Source organism: Streptomyces sp. BR1 (genome assembly GCF_052373795.1).
Lineage (GTDB): Bacteria > Actinomycetota > Actinomycetes > Streptomycetales > Streptomycetaceae > Streptomyces.
This window is the reverse complement of record NZ_CM126252.1, coordinates 7,021,477-7,037,722: the sequence shown is the minus strand read 5'-3', so window position 1 is coordinate 7,037,722 and position 16,246 is coordinate 7,021,477. Positions and strand designations below refer to the sequence as shown.

11 protein-coding genes and 1 pseudogene are annotated in these 16,246 nt (G+C 69.6%); 3 read left to right on the top strand and 9 right to left on the bottom strand.

Annotated elements, in window-relative coordinates; genetic code table 11:
* Positions 1–130: 130 nt before the first annotated feature.
* The 7 genes and pseudogenes from ACT1U9_RS31050 to ACT1U9_RS31020 form a co-directional block, all read right to left on the bottom strand.
* Positions 131–871 carry a helix-turn-helix domain-containing protein gene (locus ACT1U9_RS31050; RefSeq protein ID WP_444535942.1) on the bottom strand — a complete coding sequence of 247 codons (741 nt, stop codon included), beginning with the start codon at positions 869–871 and terminating at the stop codon, positions 131–133.
* Between the two features lie 173 nt (positions 872–1,044).
* The gene (locus ACT1U9_RS31045; protein ID WP_444535941.1) at positions 1,045–2,763 is read right to left on the bottom strand and encodes an acyl-CoA dehydrogenase family protein; all 1,719 of its coding nucleotides are present in this window, start codon (positions 2,761–2,763) and stop codon (positions 1,045–1,047) included.
* A 271-nt stretch (positions 2,764–3,034) separates the two neighbouring features.
* A pseudogene (locus ACT1U9_RS31040) lies at positions 3,035–4,819 on the bottom strand (glycoside hydrolase family 3 protein); the annotation flags it as partial.
* Between the two features lie 285 nt (positions 4,820–5,104).
* Positions 5,105–6,265, bottom strand: a complete 1,161-nt coding sequence (locus tag ACT1U9_RS31035) for an RICIN domain-containing protein (RefSeq protein ID WP_444535940.1) — start codon at positions 6,263–6,265, stop codon at positions 5,105–5,107.
* A gap of 281 nt (positions 6,266–6,546) precedes the next feature.
* Complete coding sequence (locus ACT1U9_RS31030) at positions 6,547–7,428, bottom strand: hypothetical protein (protein ID WP_444535939.1); 882 nt, start codon at positions 7,426–7,428, stop codon at positions 6,547–6,549.
* A 179-nt stretch (positions 7,429–7,607) separates the two neighbouring features.
* A complete protein-coding gene (locus tag ACT1U9_RS31025; RefSeq protein WP_444535938.1) occupies positions 7,608–7,934 on the bottom strand; it encodes a hypothetical protein in 327 nt (108 codons plus the stop codon).
* A gap of 114 nt (positions 7,935–8,048) precedes the next feature.
* Entirely contained in the window at positions 8,049–9,029 is a 981-nt protein-coding gene (locus ACT1U9_RS31020; protein WP_444539299.1) for an alpha/beta hydrolase, read from the bottom strand.
* A 288-nt stretch (positions 9,030–9,317) separates the two neighbouring features.
* Here ACT1U9_RS31020 and ACT1U9_RS31015 point away from each other — a divergent pair, with 288 nt between their 5' ends.
* Entirely contained in the window at positions 9,318–11,291 is a 1,974-nt protein-coding gene (locus ACT1U9_RS31015; protein ID WP_444535937.1) for a GTP-binding protein, read from the top strand.
* Positions 11,292–11,322: 31 nt separating this feature from the next.
* Here the strand turns inward: ACT1U9_RS31015 and ACT1U9_RS31010 are convergent, their stop codons facing one another.
* Complete coding sequence (locus tag ACT1U9_RS31010) at positions 11,323–11,742, bottom strand: TOBE domain-containing protein (protein WP_444535936.1); 420 nt, start codon at positions 11,740–11,742, stop codon at positions 11,323–11,325.
* Between the two features lie 177 nt (positions 11,743–11,919).
* Positions 11,920–12,915 carry a LacI family DNA-binding transcriptional regulator gene (locus ACT1U9_RS31005; protein ID WP_444535935.1) on the bottom strand — a complete coding sequence of 332 codons (996 nt, stop codon included), beginning with the start codon at positions 12,913–12,915 and terminating at the stop codon, positions 11,920–11,922.
* 221 nt (positions 12,916–13,136) lie between these two features.
* Here ACT1U9_RS31005 and ACT1U9_RS31000 point away from each other — a divergent pair, with 221 nt between their 5' ends.
* Both ACT1U9_RS31000 and ACT1U9_RS30995 read left to right on the top strand, forming a co-directional pair.
* The gene (locus tag ACT1U9_RS31000; RefSeq protein WP_444535934.1) at positions 13,137–15,104 is read left to right on the top strand and encodes a hypothetical protein; all 1,968 of its coding nucleotides are present in this window, start codon (positions 13,137–13,139) and stop codon (positions 15,102–15,104) included.
* Complete coding sequence (locus ACT1U9_RS30995; protein WP_444535933.1) at positions 15,101–16,243, top strand: aminotransferase class V-fold PLP-dependent enzyme; 1,143 nt, start codon at positions 15,101–15,103, stop codon at positions 16,241–16,243. Before ACT1U9_RS31000 ends, ACT1U9_RS30995 begins: the two co-directional genes overlap by 4 nt.
* Positions 16,244–16,246 lie beyond the last annotated feature (3 nt).

The following is a 16,246-nucleotide window of genomic DNA, read 5'->3' as shown; positions in this document are numbered from 1 at the left end:
TGCCGCGGGTCAGTTCATCGCGTGCGGGCCCCGCGCGCCTGGACTTTCGGGGTGGGCCGAAAAGCCGCAGAACCACGGGATCCACCCGGGCCGGGTCCAATCTGCCCAGCGAGCCATGTCCGGCTCACGGTCACAGCTGCCGGGCGGCGGGCATACGGGCCAGGTTCACACCGGCCGCGCGGGCCGCGTGCTTGACGGCATCCACGGCGGGGCCCTGTCGACGGCTGTCGAGGAGCGTCACTCCGAGGGCGGCGACCCCGGCCCCGGACCGGGCACGCACCGGGGCCACCACGCAGCACATGGGCACCTCCCCCTCCGAGTGCTGTACAGCCACGCCGTGCTCCCGTGCCCGGCCGACCTGGCGTGACCATTCGGCGGCGGAGTAGCCGGCGGGCGCCTGCGTCGCGGTGCCGGACGCCGCGAGGACGATGTCGGCCGCGCTGCCCGGCGGCACGACCGCACCGGCGGGGAAAGGGAAGACCGCGTCCGCCGACCCCGGCAGCCAGGCGACGACCACCATGTCACCGGCGCAGGGAGCCACCGCGGCCGCGCCGCCCCCGGTCGCCGCCGCGAGACGCCGCAGCGGCAGAGCGGCGGCTCTCTCCACCATCCGATGGGTCCGCCAGGCGCGCCCGAGGCGCGCGACCGTCGCGCCCATGCGGTAGCGGCCGTCCCGGCGCTCCACCGCGCCAAGACCCGCCAGTTGGTCGAGCAGCCGGTGCGCGGTCGCCTTGGGCAGTCCCGCCCGGGCCGCCAGGTCGCTCAGCCCGGCGTCATCCACCCCGGCGAGCCCCTCCAGCAGCGCGAACGCCCCCTCCAGCACACCCCGCCCGGCGCCCGATCCCCGTATGCGCGAGGCTTCTGGGGACAACCCCGTGGACTCCATCGCGACCCCCCCCTACAGGCTGCCCCCACACTGCGCCGACCCCAACTCGGCCTGGAATACCGTGTATTGGGTATTGACAGCATTCACGCTATGAAGGAGGGCCAAGGAGGGGACGCCCGCTGAGCCGACGGCTCTCCGACGGCTCAGCGGGCGGCTTTTCACTGCGCCATCTCGTACGCGCCGGACAGCGCCTCCACACGGCCCCAGACCCGCGCCGAGCGGGCGTCGTCGACGGCCGGGCGGCGGACCGCGCCGAGCGCCCAGGCCTGCTGCTGCTCGGTGGCGGAGTCCTTGCCGTGCAGCTCGACGGCGTGCGCGGAGAAGTCACGTACGAGGACGGCGAACAGTTCGTCCAGTACGTCCTCGTCCAGGCCGGTCAGGCGGGCCTGCTCCAGGACCAGCTGGCCGTGGACGACGAGCGCGAACAGCTGGCCGACGGCGAGCAGCAGGTCGAGGTCGCGGCTCTGCGCCTCGTCGGGGGCCGCGGTCGCGACGAACTCGCACAGCGCGTCGGCCTGTTCGCGGAAGCGCGCGACATTGGGCAGTGCGGCGTACGCGTCGTAGGCGCCGCGCCAGTCGTGGAAGCGTACGGAGCCCAGCCCGCGGGCCGGTCCCTGCCGGAACAGGAAGTCGTCGTCGGCCGCGTCGAGGCGGGTCGGCACGGCCGGGTAGTCCACCGGCTCCAGCAGGTGGTTGCGCATGAACTTGAGGATCAGCGCGAGGTTGACGTGGACCGTGCCCTCCAGCTTGGGCAGTCCGCGGATCTCGATGGCCGCCTGCGCGAAGTAGTTGTCCTTCTCGAAGCCCTTGGCGGCGATGACGTCCCACATCAGGTCGATGACCTTCTCGCCCTCCGTGGTCACCTTCATCTTCGTCATCGGGTTGAAGAGGAGGTAGCGGCGGTCGTCGGGCCCGGCCGAGCGGAAGTAGTCGACCGCGCGGTCGCTGAAGAGCTTCATACCGACGAGACGCACGTACGCGTCCGTCAGCTCGCGCCGCACGTGCGGGAACGCGGTGACGGGGCGGCCGTAGAGGATGCGGTTGTGCGCGTGCGTGACGGCCTCGTACATCGCGTGCTCGCAGATGCCGATGGAGGCGGTGCAGAGGTTGAACTTGCCGACGTTGACGGTGTTGAGGGCGGCGTCAAAGGCGGCGCGGCCGGTGTGCAGGACGTCGTCCGGGGCGACCGGGTAGTCCTCCAGGCGGAACTCACTCACGTACTTCGAGGAGTCCACGACGTTCTTGACGAGGTGGTACGCGGGGTGGCGGCTGTCGGCGGCGAAGAAGACGTAGCCGTCCGGGCCCTCGACGTCGGTGCGGCGGCCGAAGACCGAGACGAGCCCGGCGGCGTTGCCGTTGCCGATGTAGTACTTGGAACCGGTGGCCCGGAAGCCGCCGTCGCTGTCGGGCTCAAGCAGCATGTCGGTGGAGTAGATGTCGGCGCCGTGCGTCTTCTCGGACAGACCGAACGCGAACACCTCGCCCTGCGAGAGGAGTTCGGCCGCGCGGGCGCGGGCGGCGGCGTTGTCGCTCTGCCACACCGGGCCGAGGCCGAGGATGGTGACCTGCCAGGCGTACCAGTAGTCGAGGCCGTAGAACCCGAAGATCTCGTTGAGGGCGGCGATCCGGGCGGTGTCCCAGCGCTGGTCCTCGTTCCCGGCGTCGGCGGCCGGGGTGAGGAAGGTGGCGAACAGGCCTTCCTTGGCGGAGAACGCGAGGAAGTCCGCCAGCCAGGCACGGGAGCGGTAGTCCTCGATCAGCCTGCGCTTGCCGCGCGCCTCGAACCAGTCGACGGTGGCCCGCAGCAGCCGGCGGGTCTCGGGGTCGAAGTGCGTCGGGTCGTAGGTGCGCGGGTTGAACAGCAGAGCGTCGGCCATGGAGGGTCGCCTTTCGAGGGGGTGAGGGTACCGCTCGAATCGCCCGGCCGGCCCATGCCCGGAGCCCGGCTTCCGCAGCGGAGAGACGAGGATCGCGTGTTCGCGCGCCATACCTCGAATCCTTCTATGCAACTCGTTGCATAAACAAGTCTCACCGCCGGAGTGAGACCCGGCTCACCCAGGGCGGCACGCCTTCATCCGAACCCGTACGGCCGTGCGCCCCGGTGCCCTCCCCGCGTGAGGGCACCGGGTGGGTGGGTCAGCGCTTCGCGGTCAGGCCGTACCCGTAAGGGAACAGCGGGTCGTAGTGGGTGTCGCCCACGTTGATCGGTTCCTGGGCCTCGCTGCGGGGCCAGGTCACCGGGAGCTTGCCGGTGAAGGGGTGCTTGCCGTACAGGACGTCCGCGACTCCGTCGCCTTCGCTGCCGGGGAGCCAGGACATGACGAAGGCGTCCGCCTTGGGCAGTTGGTCGGTGATGATCTGCGGGCGGCCCGCGACGTCGAGGACGAGGCATGTCCTGATCGCGGTACATACGCGGTCGATATTCGCCCGGTCCGTGGCGGAGAGGTTGAGCGTGTGACCGCCGGTGCCGACGTCGCCGACGCCTTCGGCGTAGGGGGTTTCACCGATGACGACGATGCCCACGTCGTACCCGGTCATGGGGGCGGTGGCGTCGGCGCTGTACGTGACCTTCTTCGCGTCGCGCTGGATGCCCTGGAGGATGGTGGTGCCGGGGAAGGCGGTGTTGCCGGACTGGCCCTGCCAGGTCACGGTCCAGCCACCCGCCTGGTTGCCGAGGTCGTTGGCGTTGGCTCCGGTCACATAGATGCGCTGGGAGGGCTTGAGCGGCAGCGCGTGGTGGTCGTTCTTGAGCAGGACCTGGGATTCGGCGACCGCGCGACGGGCCACGGCCCGGTGAGCGGGCGAGCCGACCGTGTCGATGTTGGCCCGATCGGTGAACGGGTGCTCGAACAGGCCGAGTTGGAACTTCGCGCGCAGAATACGGGAGACGGCGTCGTCGATACGGGACATCGGGACGCGCCCGGCCTGGATCTCGGCGGCGAGAGTCTGCTCGAACTGCGGGGCGTCGTAGGGCTGCATGAACATGTCCATACCGGCGTTCACGGAGGTGCGGACCTGGGTCGCGAAGTCGCCCGGCAGTTGCGTGATGGCGTCCCAGTCGCTGATGAGGAACCCGTCGAAGCCGATTTTCCGCTTCAGGACATCGTTGAGCAGTTCCTTGCTGGCGCTCATCTTGACCGGCTGGCTGCCGGGCACATCGGTCCACTGGACGGACGAGTAGGACGGCATCACGCTGCCGACACCGTGGACCTGAACAGCGGTGACGTACGGAGCCAGGTCGACGGCGGCGAAGCGCTGGTGGCTGGTGCGCGTGACGCCCCGGTCGATGGTGTAGTCGCCGGTGGTGGAGGTGCCGTACGTCGTGTCGCCGTCACCGGCGTAGTGCTTGACGGTGGCCAGCACGCGGTCGGGCCGGGCCAGATCCTTCGTACGGGTGCCCTGGAAACCGTCGATGGCGCTCTCCATCCGCTGGACCAGCGCCGGATCCTCACCGAAGCTCTCATACGTACGGCCCCAGCGGTCGTCGCGGGCGACGCACACGCACGGCGCGAAGACCCACTGCGGGCCGGTGGCCCGGGTCTCGGTGGCCGTGATGTGCTCTTCCTCGGCCACCAGTCGGGGGTCACGCGTGGCGCCCATGCCGATGTTGTGCGGAAAGATCGTCGCACCGACCAGATTGCCGTCCCCGTGCACGGAGTCGATCCCGTACAGCAGCGGTATGCGCAGCCGGGACGCGAGCGCGTGCGTCTGGTAGCCGTCGATCATGTCCGCCCATGCCCCGGGGGTGTTGGGCGTCGGGGTGGATCCACCGCCGGACAGCAGCGAACCCAGATTGAGCTGCGATATCTTCGTGGGGGCGGCGTCGACCGAGCCGCGTTCGGCCTGGGTCATCTGGCCGATCTTCTCCGCCGGGGTCATCCGCCCGAGCAGATCGGAGACCCGCCGCGCCACCGGCAGCTTCGGGTTGAGGTACGCGGGGGCTGCCGCGGTGCCGGGGTCGGCCACGGCCGACGAAGCCGGCACCGCGGTGGCGACAAGGGCGGCCGCGGCCAGCAGTACACCTGCCGTGCGTCGACCGCTGGTGCGTGTTCGCGGCCGGGCGCCGCGTGCGGGGTGAAGTCTCACGTCGATGCTCCTTGGACGGTGGCCGCCTCGCCGGGCGCGACCGGGTTACGGTGCCGAAAGGTTGTCCGGGGTGGCGCCCCGCGAATCCGCTGCCTTCACGCGGCGCCCGAATCCCGTGGTCCCGCGTTGGCGCTACTTCAGCGTCCAGACCTGGTTGGCCTGCGTACCGCCGTCGTAGCAGTCCCAGATCTGCAGAAGCGCGCCGTTGGCGGAACCCTCGGCGTCCAGGCATTTCCCGGACCGGGGGTTGATGACGGTGCCGTTGGCGTTGAACTGCCACTGCTGGGCGCCGGTGCCATTGCACGACCAGAGCCGCACTGGGGCTCCATTGGTCGTCGAACCGGCGGCCACATCAACGCACTTACCGCTGTGCGGGTTCACGATCTGCCCGCCGTCGCGCTTGAACTGCTGGTTCCAGCCGCTGCCGCAGTCCCACAACTGCACGGCTGTACCGTCGCTGCTGCCCCAGTCCTTCAGATCCAGGCAACGTCCGCTCTGCTGCCCGACGATCGTGCCCGGCGTCCCTCCACCACCGCCCGAACCGTTCGAGTCGTACGAGAAGGAGTGCACGGACAGTCCGGGACCGCCGACCCACGGCTCGAAGCCGAACTGGACGCTGGTCATGTACCAGGACGGCTGGAGGTAGCCGCGGCTGATCGAGTCGTCGGTGAAGTCCTTGATGTTCACGGTGATCGCGTTCGTGGGCTGCTGACGGACGTACGAGACGGTGTTCCAGGTGATGCCGCTGCCCTGACGGCCGTACCACACATCCCAGTTGGCGCCCTCGATCCAGACGGTGGCGACCTTGCTGCCGTACGGTGTGGGCGGCCCGGAGTGGTTGGCCCAGATCATCATCTCCTCGCCGTTGTTCTGGCCCGACGGGTTGGGGCTGGTGTCGAACCAGATGTCGTAGGAGGCGTCCCACTGCCCGTCGGCGGTGCTGAAGTCGACGCTGGACCGCGGGTTGTACGCGTTGCCGAAGGACGACACGCGCAGGGGCAGACCGTTGCCGGTGGAGCAGTTGCCGTAGTGGCAGCCGGCGTAGATCGAGGGGTACGCCGCCGGTGCGCCGCCGCTGCCCACGTTGTGCCAGCCCTTGGTGATGTCGAAGCCGTCATCGTGCACATCGATGCACTGCTCGACCGAGTCGCCCCACTCGTTGTTCTGGACGACGTATGTGCCACCCGACACCTTCGTACTGTCGGTCCTGCCGCAGAGGGTGGTGCTCGCGGACGCCGAGGACGCGCTGGTCAGAGAGAGGGCGGCCATGAGCAGGACAACCACGACAGCCACGGCCCCACGTGGCTTCAGGCGCGATCCGGGCATGGGGGATCCTTTCGATCGCCGGGCGGGCTTCTGCCGCACCCGGGCGGTGGGGGATGTGCCGTGATCGATGGGAGCGCTCTCACGCCACAACACATGAAGCCAGCGCGGCTGATTGACTGTCAAGCGACGTGCATACGTTCACTTCATGAATTCAGCATGGGGTGTCTCCAGCGCGCGTGAACGCGGACCAATTCGCCCTGAACGCCACTGAGTTGCCGGGCTTGACCGGCTTGACCTGGCTTGCCGATTCAGTCCGGCCGATGCAGGTACGGCAGTGCGGCGCCGGAATCCGCGCTCACCGGGACCCGTCCGGTGAAGGAGTCCTTGAGGTGCACGGTGACCAACGCGCCCTTCAGCGATGCGTCGCAGATTCCCTTGAACGTCCCTTTGCGCGCGATCGCGGCGAGTACGACAGTGTCGCGGCTCTCCCGCACCCGCACGTCCACACCCTTGTCACAGGCGCCGTAACCGGCGTTCACCGTCAGCGCATACCCCTCGGCCGACACGGCGGTGATACCCATGATCGGCATCAAACCATCCGCACGCGGCAGGACGCCCGTGGGCGCCACGGGCAGCTCCGGGGAAGGAATCGCCACCCGGGTGAGCGGAGTGGCGTAACCCTTGACGGAAAACCGCCATACGGGCAGCCGGGCCGGGCCGCGCGAGGTGACCACCGTCCGCTCACCGCGATCGGCGCCGGTCACCACCAGCGACGGCGCGCCCTTCTCGCTGCTGCGGGCGTCCAGTAACGCAAAGGTCTGACTCGCCGTCAGCACTGGTGTGGCCGTGGTGGATCCATCCGCCCAGCGGACACTGGCCGGCGGGGTGCCGTCGGGCAGACTGCCGCGCAGCTCCAGCCACTTGTTGCTGTACGCCTCCTTGTCCTGCTCGGAGCGGAAGGCGTCCTGCGGCAGTTGGATCGCGTCTTCGAGCAGGTAGATACCCCCGCGCCACTGCCGGGCCGCCTGCGATCCGTCCCAGGCGTCGGCCACCTTCTTCATCCGCGCGTCGGCGTCCTTCGCCGGGATGCTCACCGCGTCCCCGCCGGAATCGGAACATCCGGCCGCCAGCACCGCACCCGCCGTCATCGCGACCACCGCGACCACTGCCGTCGAAACTGCTCTGCGCATAACCCCTACCCCCGTCCCACCCTGGGCTGTTTCCCCTTGGGCGTGAGCGGGCGTGCGCCGGTTCCATGGGCGGCTCGAAATCAGCCAGCGGCGGTTGTGCCCACGGCAACTTGAGGGCGTGCCGGGTCCAGGGCACGGACCCGGCACGCCCTCGCCCCGGAGGGGCGCATGCGCTGCCGTCAGATGTGTTCGGCAGGGTTGGCCGGCAGGAAGAAGTTCCAGCTTCCCGGACCATGGTGCTGGCCGTCCGGGGAGTTTCTGGAGGCGCAGGCACCGTTGGTGGGTGCGCCGTTCCACCAGAGACTGAAGCAGTAGTTGCAGAAGCGCCAGTTGTCCTGGTACGCCGTTACACGGTCCGGGATCGGCAGACCTGCCAAGGCCCGCGCCTGGTTGTGCGAGGCGGCGGCACGGGCGGCGGGCGTACCCATGATCGCCGCACCGGCGACGACAGTTGCTCCCCCCGCCGCCTTCATGACCCTGCGACGGCTCTGCTGCTGATCGGTCATGTGCTCACTCCTTTCGGGCTGCGCCAACCTTGCTCCGATCCCAACTGGGCCAGGAATCCCAAATATTGGGTATTGACAGCCTTCACCGAGTGATCCGGACATCCGGGGAACGACTCACCTGTCGAGCAACCGCCGAAGCCAGTGTGTACGGGCCTCTCGGGCGTCCCGGCTGAGGCCCGCCTGCGGTGCGAGGGTGTCGAACCCGTGGAACGCGCCGGGCCATACGTGCAGTTCGGCCTCGCCACCGGCCTGCCAGATGGCATTGGCGTAGGCCACGACCTCGTCCCGGAAGGTCTCGGCCGACCCGACTTCGAGGTAGGCCGGGGGCAGCTCCGACAGATCCGTGGCGCGAGCGGGGGCCGCGTAGGGCGGCAGGTCGGCGGTCCCGTACCGGTCGCCCAAAAGGGCCTGCCACGCGGTCGCGTTGGAGGTGCGGTCCCAGGTGTCGCGACCGGCCATCTGGTGGCTGGAAAAAGTGTCGTTACGGTCGTCGAGCATCGGGCTCAGGAGCAGTTGGCCGATCGGGGCCGGCCCGCCCCGGTCGCGGGTCAGCAGGGCGAGGGCGGCGGCGAGTCCACCCCCGGCGCTCTTCCCGCCGACGACGATGCGCCCCGCGTCGAGGCCCAGGTCAGCCGCATGATCAGCAGCCCATACCAGTCCGGCATGGCAGTCCTCCACCGGTCCGGGGTACTGCGCGTACGGCGCCAGGCGGTACTCGACGGAAATGACGGCGAGTTGCAGCGGCAGAGCCCACTCGCGGAGCAGCCGTGGCAGTACGGACCACGCGTTGCCCGTGATCATTCCGCCGCCGTGCATGTAGTAGAGGATCGGCAATGGCCCGGCGATCCCGGCGGGCCGCGCGCTCACGAGAGTGACGTCCGGCCCGCCCGACACCCCTGGCGCGCGCAGCTCCTCCACCGCGAACCGTCCATCGGCCCGCAGATCCCGAACCGTAGGCCTGGGCCTGACCGCCGCATCCCGCTTCTGCCATACAGCAAGATTCTCCGGGGTGACCGGCTCCCGCGCCTCCTCCCCCAGGGCCGCCAACACGCCACGCAGCTCCGGGTCGATGGGAGCCGGCACATACCGGGCCATCGAGGCAGGCCCGCGCTCCACCGGTATGTCCCCGACACCCACGACAAGCGCTCCCCTCGGCCGAGGGATGCCCCACAGCACCCCGCCCAGGACAGCTTGCCAGCCGGGTCCGTGCGGGTGAGCAACTCCGGACGTCGCCGGGCTCCGCCGAAATCCAGTCGCCGACCCCGACCCCGCTGTGCGAGTGTGGTGGGAGAGGCCCTCTGCGACCAAGGAGTTTGATCATGCGCGGAACGTTCATGTCCCAGACGAAAGGAATGCTCATCAACCTGAAGGACATGACGCTTCATGCGCAGCACGTCACACACGCTCAACCTGGGGATCCTGGCGCACGTCGATGCCGGTAAGACGAGTCTGACCGAACGGCTGCTGCACGCGGCCGGGGTCATCGACACGCTCGGCAGCGTCGACGCGGGCAACACGCGCACCGACAGCATGGAGCTGGAGCGGCGGCGCGGCATCACCATCAAGTCGGCGGTCGTCAACTTCGTGCTGGGGAGCGGTGATTCGGCCGTCTCGGTCAACCTCATCGACACACCCGGCCACCCCGACTTCATCGCCGAGGTCGAACGCGTCCTCGGTGTCCTGGACGGCGCCATCCTCGTCGTATCCGCCGTGGAGGGCGTGCAGCCGCAGACCCGCATTCTGATGCGGACGCTCAAGCGGCTCGGTATCCCCACCCTGCTGTTCATCAACAAGGCCGACCGGCGCGGCGCCGACGCCGGACGTGTGCTGCGCGAGATCGAGCCCAGGCTCGATGTGCCCGTGATCGCGATGGGACACGTCACCGACGGACTCGGCACTGCCGCCGCACGCGCCACCGCCTTCGGCGAGGGCGACGCTCCCTTCGTACGGCGGCTCCTCGATATGCTCACCGTCCACGACGACGCCCTCCTCGCCTCGTACGTGGAGGACGAGGCCACCGTCCCGTACGACCGGCTGCGTGCCGCGCTCGTGGCGCAGACCCGTGGTGGGCGGGTGCATCCGGTGTACGCCGGCTCGGCGATCACCGGCGCGGGTATCCCGGAGCTCGTCGAAGCGATCCAGGAGCTGCTGCCCGCCGAGCACCACAGCCGTGAAGGACCGCTGTCGGGGCGGGTGTTCAAGGTGGAGCGCGGGCGGGGCGGCGAAAAGATCGCCTATGCCCGGATGTTCTCGGGAGAGCTCACAGCACGCGAGCGCGTTCCGGTCGGGACCACGCTCGCGAAGGTCACGGATGTCGCCGTCTTCGACCGGGGTGCCCTTGAACGCCGTACGTCAGTGCGGGCCGGGGAGATCGCGATGCTGCGCGGCCTGTCGGCGGTCCGGATCGGGGACGTGATCGGGCGGGTTCCGGACGGCCGCCCTGCCGGTCACGTCTTCTCGCCGCCCTCCCTCGAAACCGTCGTCGTGCCCGCCGCCCCGGCCGACAGGGGCCCGCTGCACCTGGCCCTGACCCAGCTCGCCGAGCAGGACCCGCTCATCGGGCTGCGTCAGGACCCGGACGGTCGGCAGTTGTCCGTTTCGCTCTACGGCGAGGTGCAGAAGGAGGTCCTGCAGACCACGCTCGCCGAGGAGTACGGCCTCGCCGTCGAGTTCCGCGAGACCACGCCGATCTGCGTCGAGCGTGTGACCGGCACGGGGTCGGCCCACGAGATCCTCGACCAGGACGGGAATCCGTTCTTTGCGACGGTGGGGCTGCGGGTGGAGCCGGGGCCGATCGGCGGCGGTGTCGCCTTCCGGCTCGAAGTCGAACTCGGTTCGCTGCCGCTGGGCTATATGCGGGCCGTCGAGGAGACGGTCCACACCACACTCCGGCAGGGCCTGGACGGCTGGCAGGTGCCCGACTGCGTGGTCACGATGACCCACTCGGGGTTCTGCAGCATCCGGAGCACGGCGGGCGACTTCCGCGGTCTGACCCCGCTGGTCCTGATGACCGCGCTGCACCGGGCCGAAACGGTCGTCCACGAGCCGATGCACCGGTTCCGCCTGGAGTTCCCGCAGCAGGCGTACGCCGTGGTGTCGCTCGCCCTGGCCCGCCGCCGCGCCCTGCCGGGCACACCGGCGGCACACGGCGAGACATACGTAGTCGAGGGCCACCTCCCGGCCGACCAAGTGCACGGCCTTGAGCGGGAGTTGCCCGAACTGTGCGGCGGCGAGGGCGTCCTGGAGACGGCCTTCGACCACTACCGCGCGGCGGCGGTCCCGAGGAGCCGGGTGCGTACGGACCACAATCCGCTGCACCGCGACGAGTACCTGCTGCACGCGCACCGCCGGATGTGACGGCCGCCTGAGCCCTGCCGCCCAGCAGGGCTCAGGCCGTCGCGAGCGCGATCTCCGTTGACTTGATCAGCGCGACCACGGAGGAACCGGTCGCCAGGCCGAGGTCGGAGACGGCGTCCTTGGTGATGGCGGCGGTGAGCGCACCGCCATTGATGTCGACCTTGACCGAGGCCATGGCACCGCCGGTGGCGACGTCGGCAACGGTGCCGGCGATCTGGTTACGGATGGACAGGCCCGCGACCGGGCCGGTGGCCAGGGACACCTCGGTCGACTTGATCAGGGTGCGCACGGCCGAGCCCTCGGCGATGCCCAGCTCCTTGACGGCCTCCAGGGTGACGGCGGCCGTCATGTCCTGACCGCCCTCCAGGCGAACCTTGACGGTGGCCATGACCTCGCCGGGCGTGACCGAGGTGACGGTGCCGGGGATCTGATTGCGGATGGACAGGCTCATGACGGAACGCCTCGCATACGGAGTGTGTGAGTGGAGGTGGAATGCCGGGTTTTTCCCCTCATTCCCTTATTCCCTGCGCACTCTAACCACACGTCACACGTTCCTCCGGACGCAGCTCGCAAGCGCCAACCGGGTGGGTGTATCCGGCTGGCAAACCAAAAGCACCCCCATGCCCGGCTATCGCGGCACCGGTCCGGTGGACGCGCGGATCACCAGCTCCGGATCGAACAGCAGCTCCCCCGTGGGCACCTCCCGGTTGCCCACCAGGGCCAACACGCTGCGGCCCACCTCCAGGGCCAGCCGGTCCGCGGGTTGGCGGACGGTGGTCAGGGGCGGGTCGGTGAAGTCGGTGATCGCCGTGCCGTCGTAACCGACCACCGAGACGTCGTCCGGCACGGATCGCCCCTGCCGTCGGATCCCCCGGATGGCGCCGAGCGCCATGTAGTCGCTCGCGGCGACGATCGCCGTGGCGCCGAGGGCGAGCAGCGGAGCGGCCGCCGCCTGTCCGCCCTCCACCGAGTAGGACTGCCGGATCACCCACGGCCGTGCGTCGTCGACGCCCCGCCGGGCCATGGCGTCGAGGAAACCCTGGACGCGTCGGTCGGCGGGACGGTTGCCGGTCGGCCCGGAGACCATGCCGATACGGCGGTGCCCCAGGCGGTGCAGATGGTCCACGGCCAGTTCGGCGGCGAGGACGTCGTCGGTGGAGAAGACCGGCACGGGCACCCCGTCGGCGAACTCACCGTTGATCCCGACATACGGCACCCGACGCTGGCGCAGCAGTTCATACCCGTCGATGTCCGCGCCCTCCACAGTGTTGGAGGCGGAGAGAAAGACGACTGCCGCGACTCCCTTGTCCACCAGGGCGGAGAGGAAGTCCCGCTCCGGCACGCCGCCCGCGAAGGCGGGACACAGTATGGCCTTCAGACCGTGCGGCGCGAGCGCCGACTCAATGCGCTCGGCGACATCGGCGAAGAACGGGTTGGAGACCGACGAGGTGATCACCGCCACCAGTTGGCCCTGCGTAGGCCGCTCGTAGCCGAGTTCGGCCATGGCCCGCTCGACCGTCTCCCGGGTCTTGCGCGACACACCCTGCCGCCGGTTCACGACCCGGCTGACGGTGGCCTCGCTGACCTGCGCATGGGCTGCGACGTCGGTGATGCCGACCTTCATCGCACTCCTTCCGTGACGGTCGTACGACCCTCCAACACGCCTGAGTTCAGCGCAACTTACACCGATCTGATGAAAGTTTTCAGCTCGGTCTTCATTTTTGTTCCGTCATAACCATTGAAACGTTTCCCGACCGATTGCTAGCGTGCCGCCCGCGCCCCGAACCGCCGTAGGACAGCCGCTCCACACAGGACAGCCACTCCACCGATCCGGGAGAGAACCCGATGAGCCGTTCCCGCGTGACGCTGCTCGCCACGGCCGCGTTACTGGTTCCGCTCGCCCTCGCCCCTATGGCCGCCGCCCGTCCCGGGGGCGGATCCACCAGGGCGCCCGCCTTGTTGACCGTAGCCGACCCGGGGTTCGAAGCGGGCGGATCGGGTTGGGAGTTCGGCCCGGGCACCGGGGTCGCCACCAACAACCCGCACGGCGGCAGCCGACTGGCCTACCTCGACGCGGGCGACAAGAAGGTCTCCCAGACCGTGAGGGCCACCGGTCGCGGCAGCTATGACTTCTCCGCCTGGATCGCCACCGGCGGCCCGGGCGGGCGGTACGTGGTGCGGGTCAATGGCATGACCGCCGCATCCGTGGCCCTGCCCGCGTCGCCCGGATATCGCCGCTACACGCTCAGCCGGATCGCGCTCGCTCCCGGCGACCGGCTGGAGATCGCGTTCGCGTCGGGGGACGGCTGGGTGAACGTGGACGACGTGATGGTGTCACCTTCCCCACCCGCCGACCCCCGGATCAGCTCCAGCGACCCCGAGGTGGTCGCGATGTTCGACTGGGCCAAGCACAAGGCCAACAGCTGGGTCCAACTGCCGGGCACCCAGGGACCGCTCAACGTCGACGAGCGCAATACCGGCGGCACCGGATCCGGTGTCTACGCGCCCTCGTACTGGGCCGGTTACGCCAACCGCAGCGGCTACTACGCACGCGACACGGCCCACCAGCTGGCCGGCGCCGAAGTGCTGGGCCTGCACGCCGAGAACAGGACGATGCTGCGCTCGTTCGCCGCCTCCGCCACCGCCGAGCACGCCTACTACCCCGTATGGGCCATGAACTTCGACGCCCGTACGTATCTGTCGATCGACTACCACGGCCCCGACTCCTTCGTACGCGAGGTCCCGGCCCCCTTCGAGCTGGTGCAGAAGGCCGAGGAGGCGTACCGCTGGAGCGGGGACCGCGCCTACCTCACCGACCCCGCCCTGTGGGACTTCTACCGCCATGTCACCGAGGAGTTCGTCACTCTCCACGACGGCCAGAAGGACAACGGCCGAGTACGGGTCGCCGAGGGCACCGGCAAGGGCATCTTCCAGGGCACCGCCAGCTACGACGAGGTCAGCGGGGAACCACTCGCCGAGGCCGGTGACGCCATCGGCTCCCAGTACCAGGCATACCGCGCGATGGCCGCCCTCGCCCACGCCAAGGGCGACCACGCACTGGCCGGACGCTTCGAGCGCCGGTCGCGCGATCTCAAGGCGTACTTCAACTCCATCTGGAGTGGCGGCGGTTCGGGTTCCGACATGGTGCGCGGCTACACCACCGACGGCCGAGCGCTCACCGGCTGGGGCAAGGAGAACAGCTGGTTCATGCCGCTCAAGCACATCATCGACCCCGGCAACCGGCTCGCCGCCTACCTGGACTTCATCGACGAGCAGGCCGGTGGCCCGGGAAAGCCCGACAACATCGAGGCTCTGACCTACCTGCCCGATGTCTTTTTCGCGGGCGATCGCCCGGACACCGCGTGGAAGTGGATGCGGTATGTCTACGACCACAAGGACCTCCCGCACGTCAACTCCCGCCAGGGCACCAACGGCGACTACCCCGAGGTCTCCTTCACCTTGATCGGCCAGACCGTCCAGGGGTTGATGGGACTCACCCCCGACGCACCGGACCACACTCTCACCACACAGTCCCAACTACCATCCGAAATGGGCTGGTTGCGGCTCGACGACCTGCGCATCGGTGACTCCACCTTCGCCCTGCGGCACGACGGCGCCCGCAAGTCGACGCTCACGCACACCTCCGGCAGCGCCCCGTACACCTGGGAAGCACGTTTCCCCGGCGCGCACCGCACACTGCTCGTCGACGGGGTCCGGAAGCCGGCCCGTACCAAGGTGGTGGACGGAATGACGTACACCTACATCCATACCCGGGTCTCGCCCGGGCAGACCGTCACCATCGAGGTGCGATGACCACGGCGCCCGCCACCTTCCCCGGTGGCCCGCAACTGTTCCGGCTGAGCCCTGCGGTGGCCCACCTCAACCATGGCTCGTACGGGGCTGTGCCACTGCCGGTGAGCCGGGTCCAACGGCGGCTGCAAACAGAGTTCCACGCCGACCCCGATGCCTTCTTCCTGGCCGTTCCGGACCGGCTGGCCACGGCCCGGGCCCGTATCGCCACGCAGTTGGGCACCGACCACGAGGCGATCGCGTTCGTCGCCAACGCCACCGAGGCCGCCAACCTCGCGCTCGATGCCCTGGACCTCAAGGACGACGACGAGATCCTGGTCACCGACCACGGTTACGGCACCGTCGTCGCGGCCGCGGCCCGCCGGGCCCGGCTGAACACCGTCGTCCTCGACCCGGCGCTGCCCGACGAGGACGCGGTCCGCAAAGCTGTCCTGGCCGCTGTCACTCCCCGTACCACGGTGGCCCTGCTCGACCAGATCAGCTCACCCACCGCGCGCGTGATCGCAGGTCCCCGACTGCTCGCCGACCTCGCCGAACGGGGAGTGACCACCGTCGTCGACGGTGCCCACGCACTCGGCATGCTCGCCCAACCGCTGGCCGGGCGACCGGACTTCTGGTTCGGCAACCTGCACAAATGGGGATACGCACCGCCGGGCAGTGCCGTACTGGCCGTGGCGCCCGCCCATCGGGCCAGGGTGTCCCCGCCCGTGCCCTCCTGGGAGGACCACCGCGGCTATCCGCGCGCCGTGGAGTACCGCGCCACCGCCGACTACACCGGCTGGCTCGCCGCCCCCGAGGGCCTCGACCTGATCGCCCGGCTCGGCGCCCATCGCGTACGCGCCCACAACAGCGCCCTGGCCGCGTACGGCACCGAGTTGCTGGCCCGTATCCCGGGAATCGCCCCACTGCCCGCCGACGACGCCCTCGCCATGCGCGCGTTGCGCCTGCCCTCGGGGATGGCCCGCACCCGGGACGAGGCCGCCGCGCTGATGAACGAGATCGCCGCCCGGCTGCGCTGCCGAGTGCTGATCTGGCCCTGGGCGGACGGTGGCGGCATCAGGATCAGCGGGCAGCTGTACAACCGGCCGCAGGAGTACGAGCGTCTGGCGGCGGGGGTGCGTGCCCTGCTGGACGGTCGTTGACCG

Excerpts from the sequence above, each read along its gene's own strand:
- ACT1U9_RS31045 (WP_444535941.1), bottom strand. The coding sequence starts at position 2,763 with ATGGCCGACGCTCTGCTGTTCAACCCGCGCACCTACGACCCGACGCAC.
- ACT1U9_RS31030 (WP_444535939.1), bottom strand. The coding sequence starts at position 7,428 with ATGCGCAGAGCAGTTTCGACGGCAGTGGTCGCGGTGGTCGCGATGACG.
- ACT1U9_RS31025 (WP_444535938.1), bottom strand. The coding sequence starts at position 7,934 with ATGACCGATCAGCAGCAGAGCCGTCGCAGGGTCATGAAGGCGGCGGGG.
- ACT1U9_RS31020 (WP_444539299.1), bottom strand. The coding sequence starts at position 9,029 with ATGGCCCGGTATGTGCCGGCTCCCATCGACCCGGAGCTGCGTGGCGTG.
- ACT1U9_RS31015 (WP_444535937.1), top strand. The coding sequence starts at position 9,318 with ATGCGCAGCACGTCACACACGCTCAACCTGGGGATCCTGGCGCACGTC.
- ACT1U9_RS31010 (WP_444535936.1), bottom strand. The coding sequence starts at position 11,742 with ATGAGCCTGTCCATCCGCAATCAGATCCCCGGCACCGTCACCTCGGTC.
- ACT1U9_RS31005 (WP_444535935.1), bottom strand. The coding sequence starts at position 12,915 with ATGAAGGTCGGCATCACCGACGTCGCAGCCCATGCGCAGGTCAGCGAG.
- ACT1U9_RS31000 (WP_444535934.1), top strand. The coding sequence starts at position 13,137 with ATGAGCCGTTCCCGCGTGACGCTGCTCGCCACGGCCGCGTTACTGGTT.
- ACT1U9_RS30995 (WP_444535933.1), top strand. The coding sequence starts at position 15,101 with ATGACCACGGCGCCCGCCACCTTCCCCGGTGGCCCGCAACTGTTCCGG.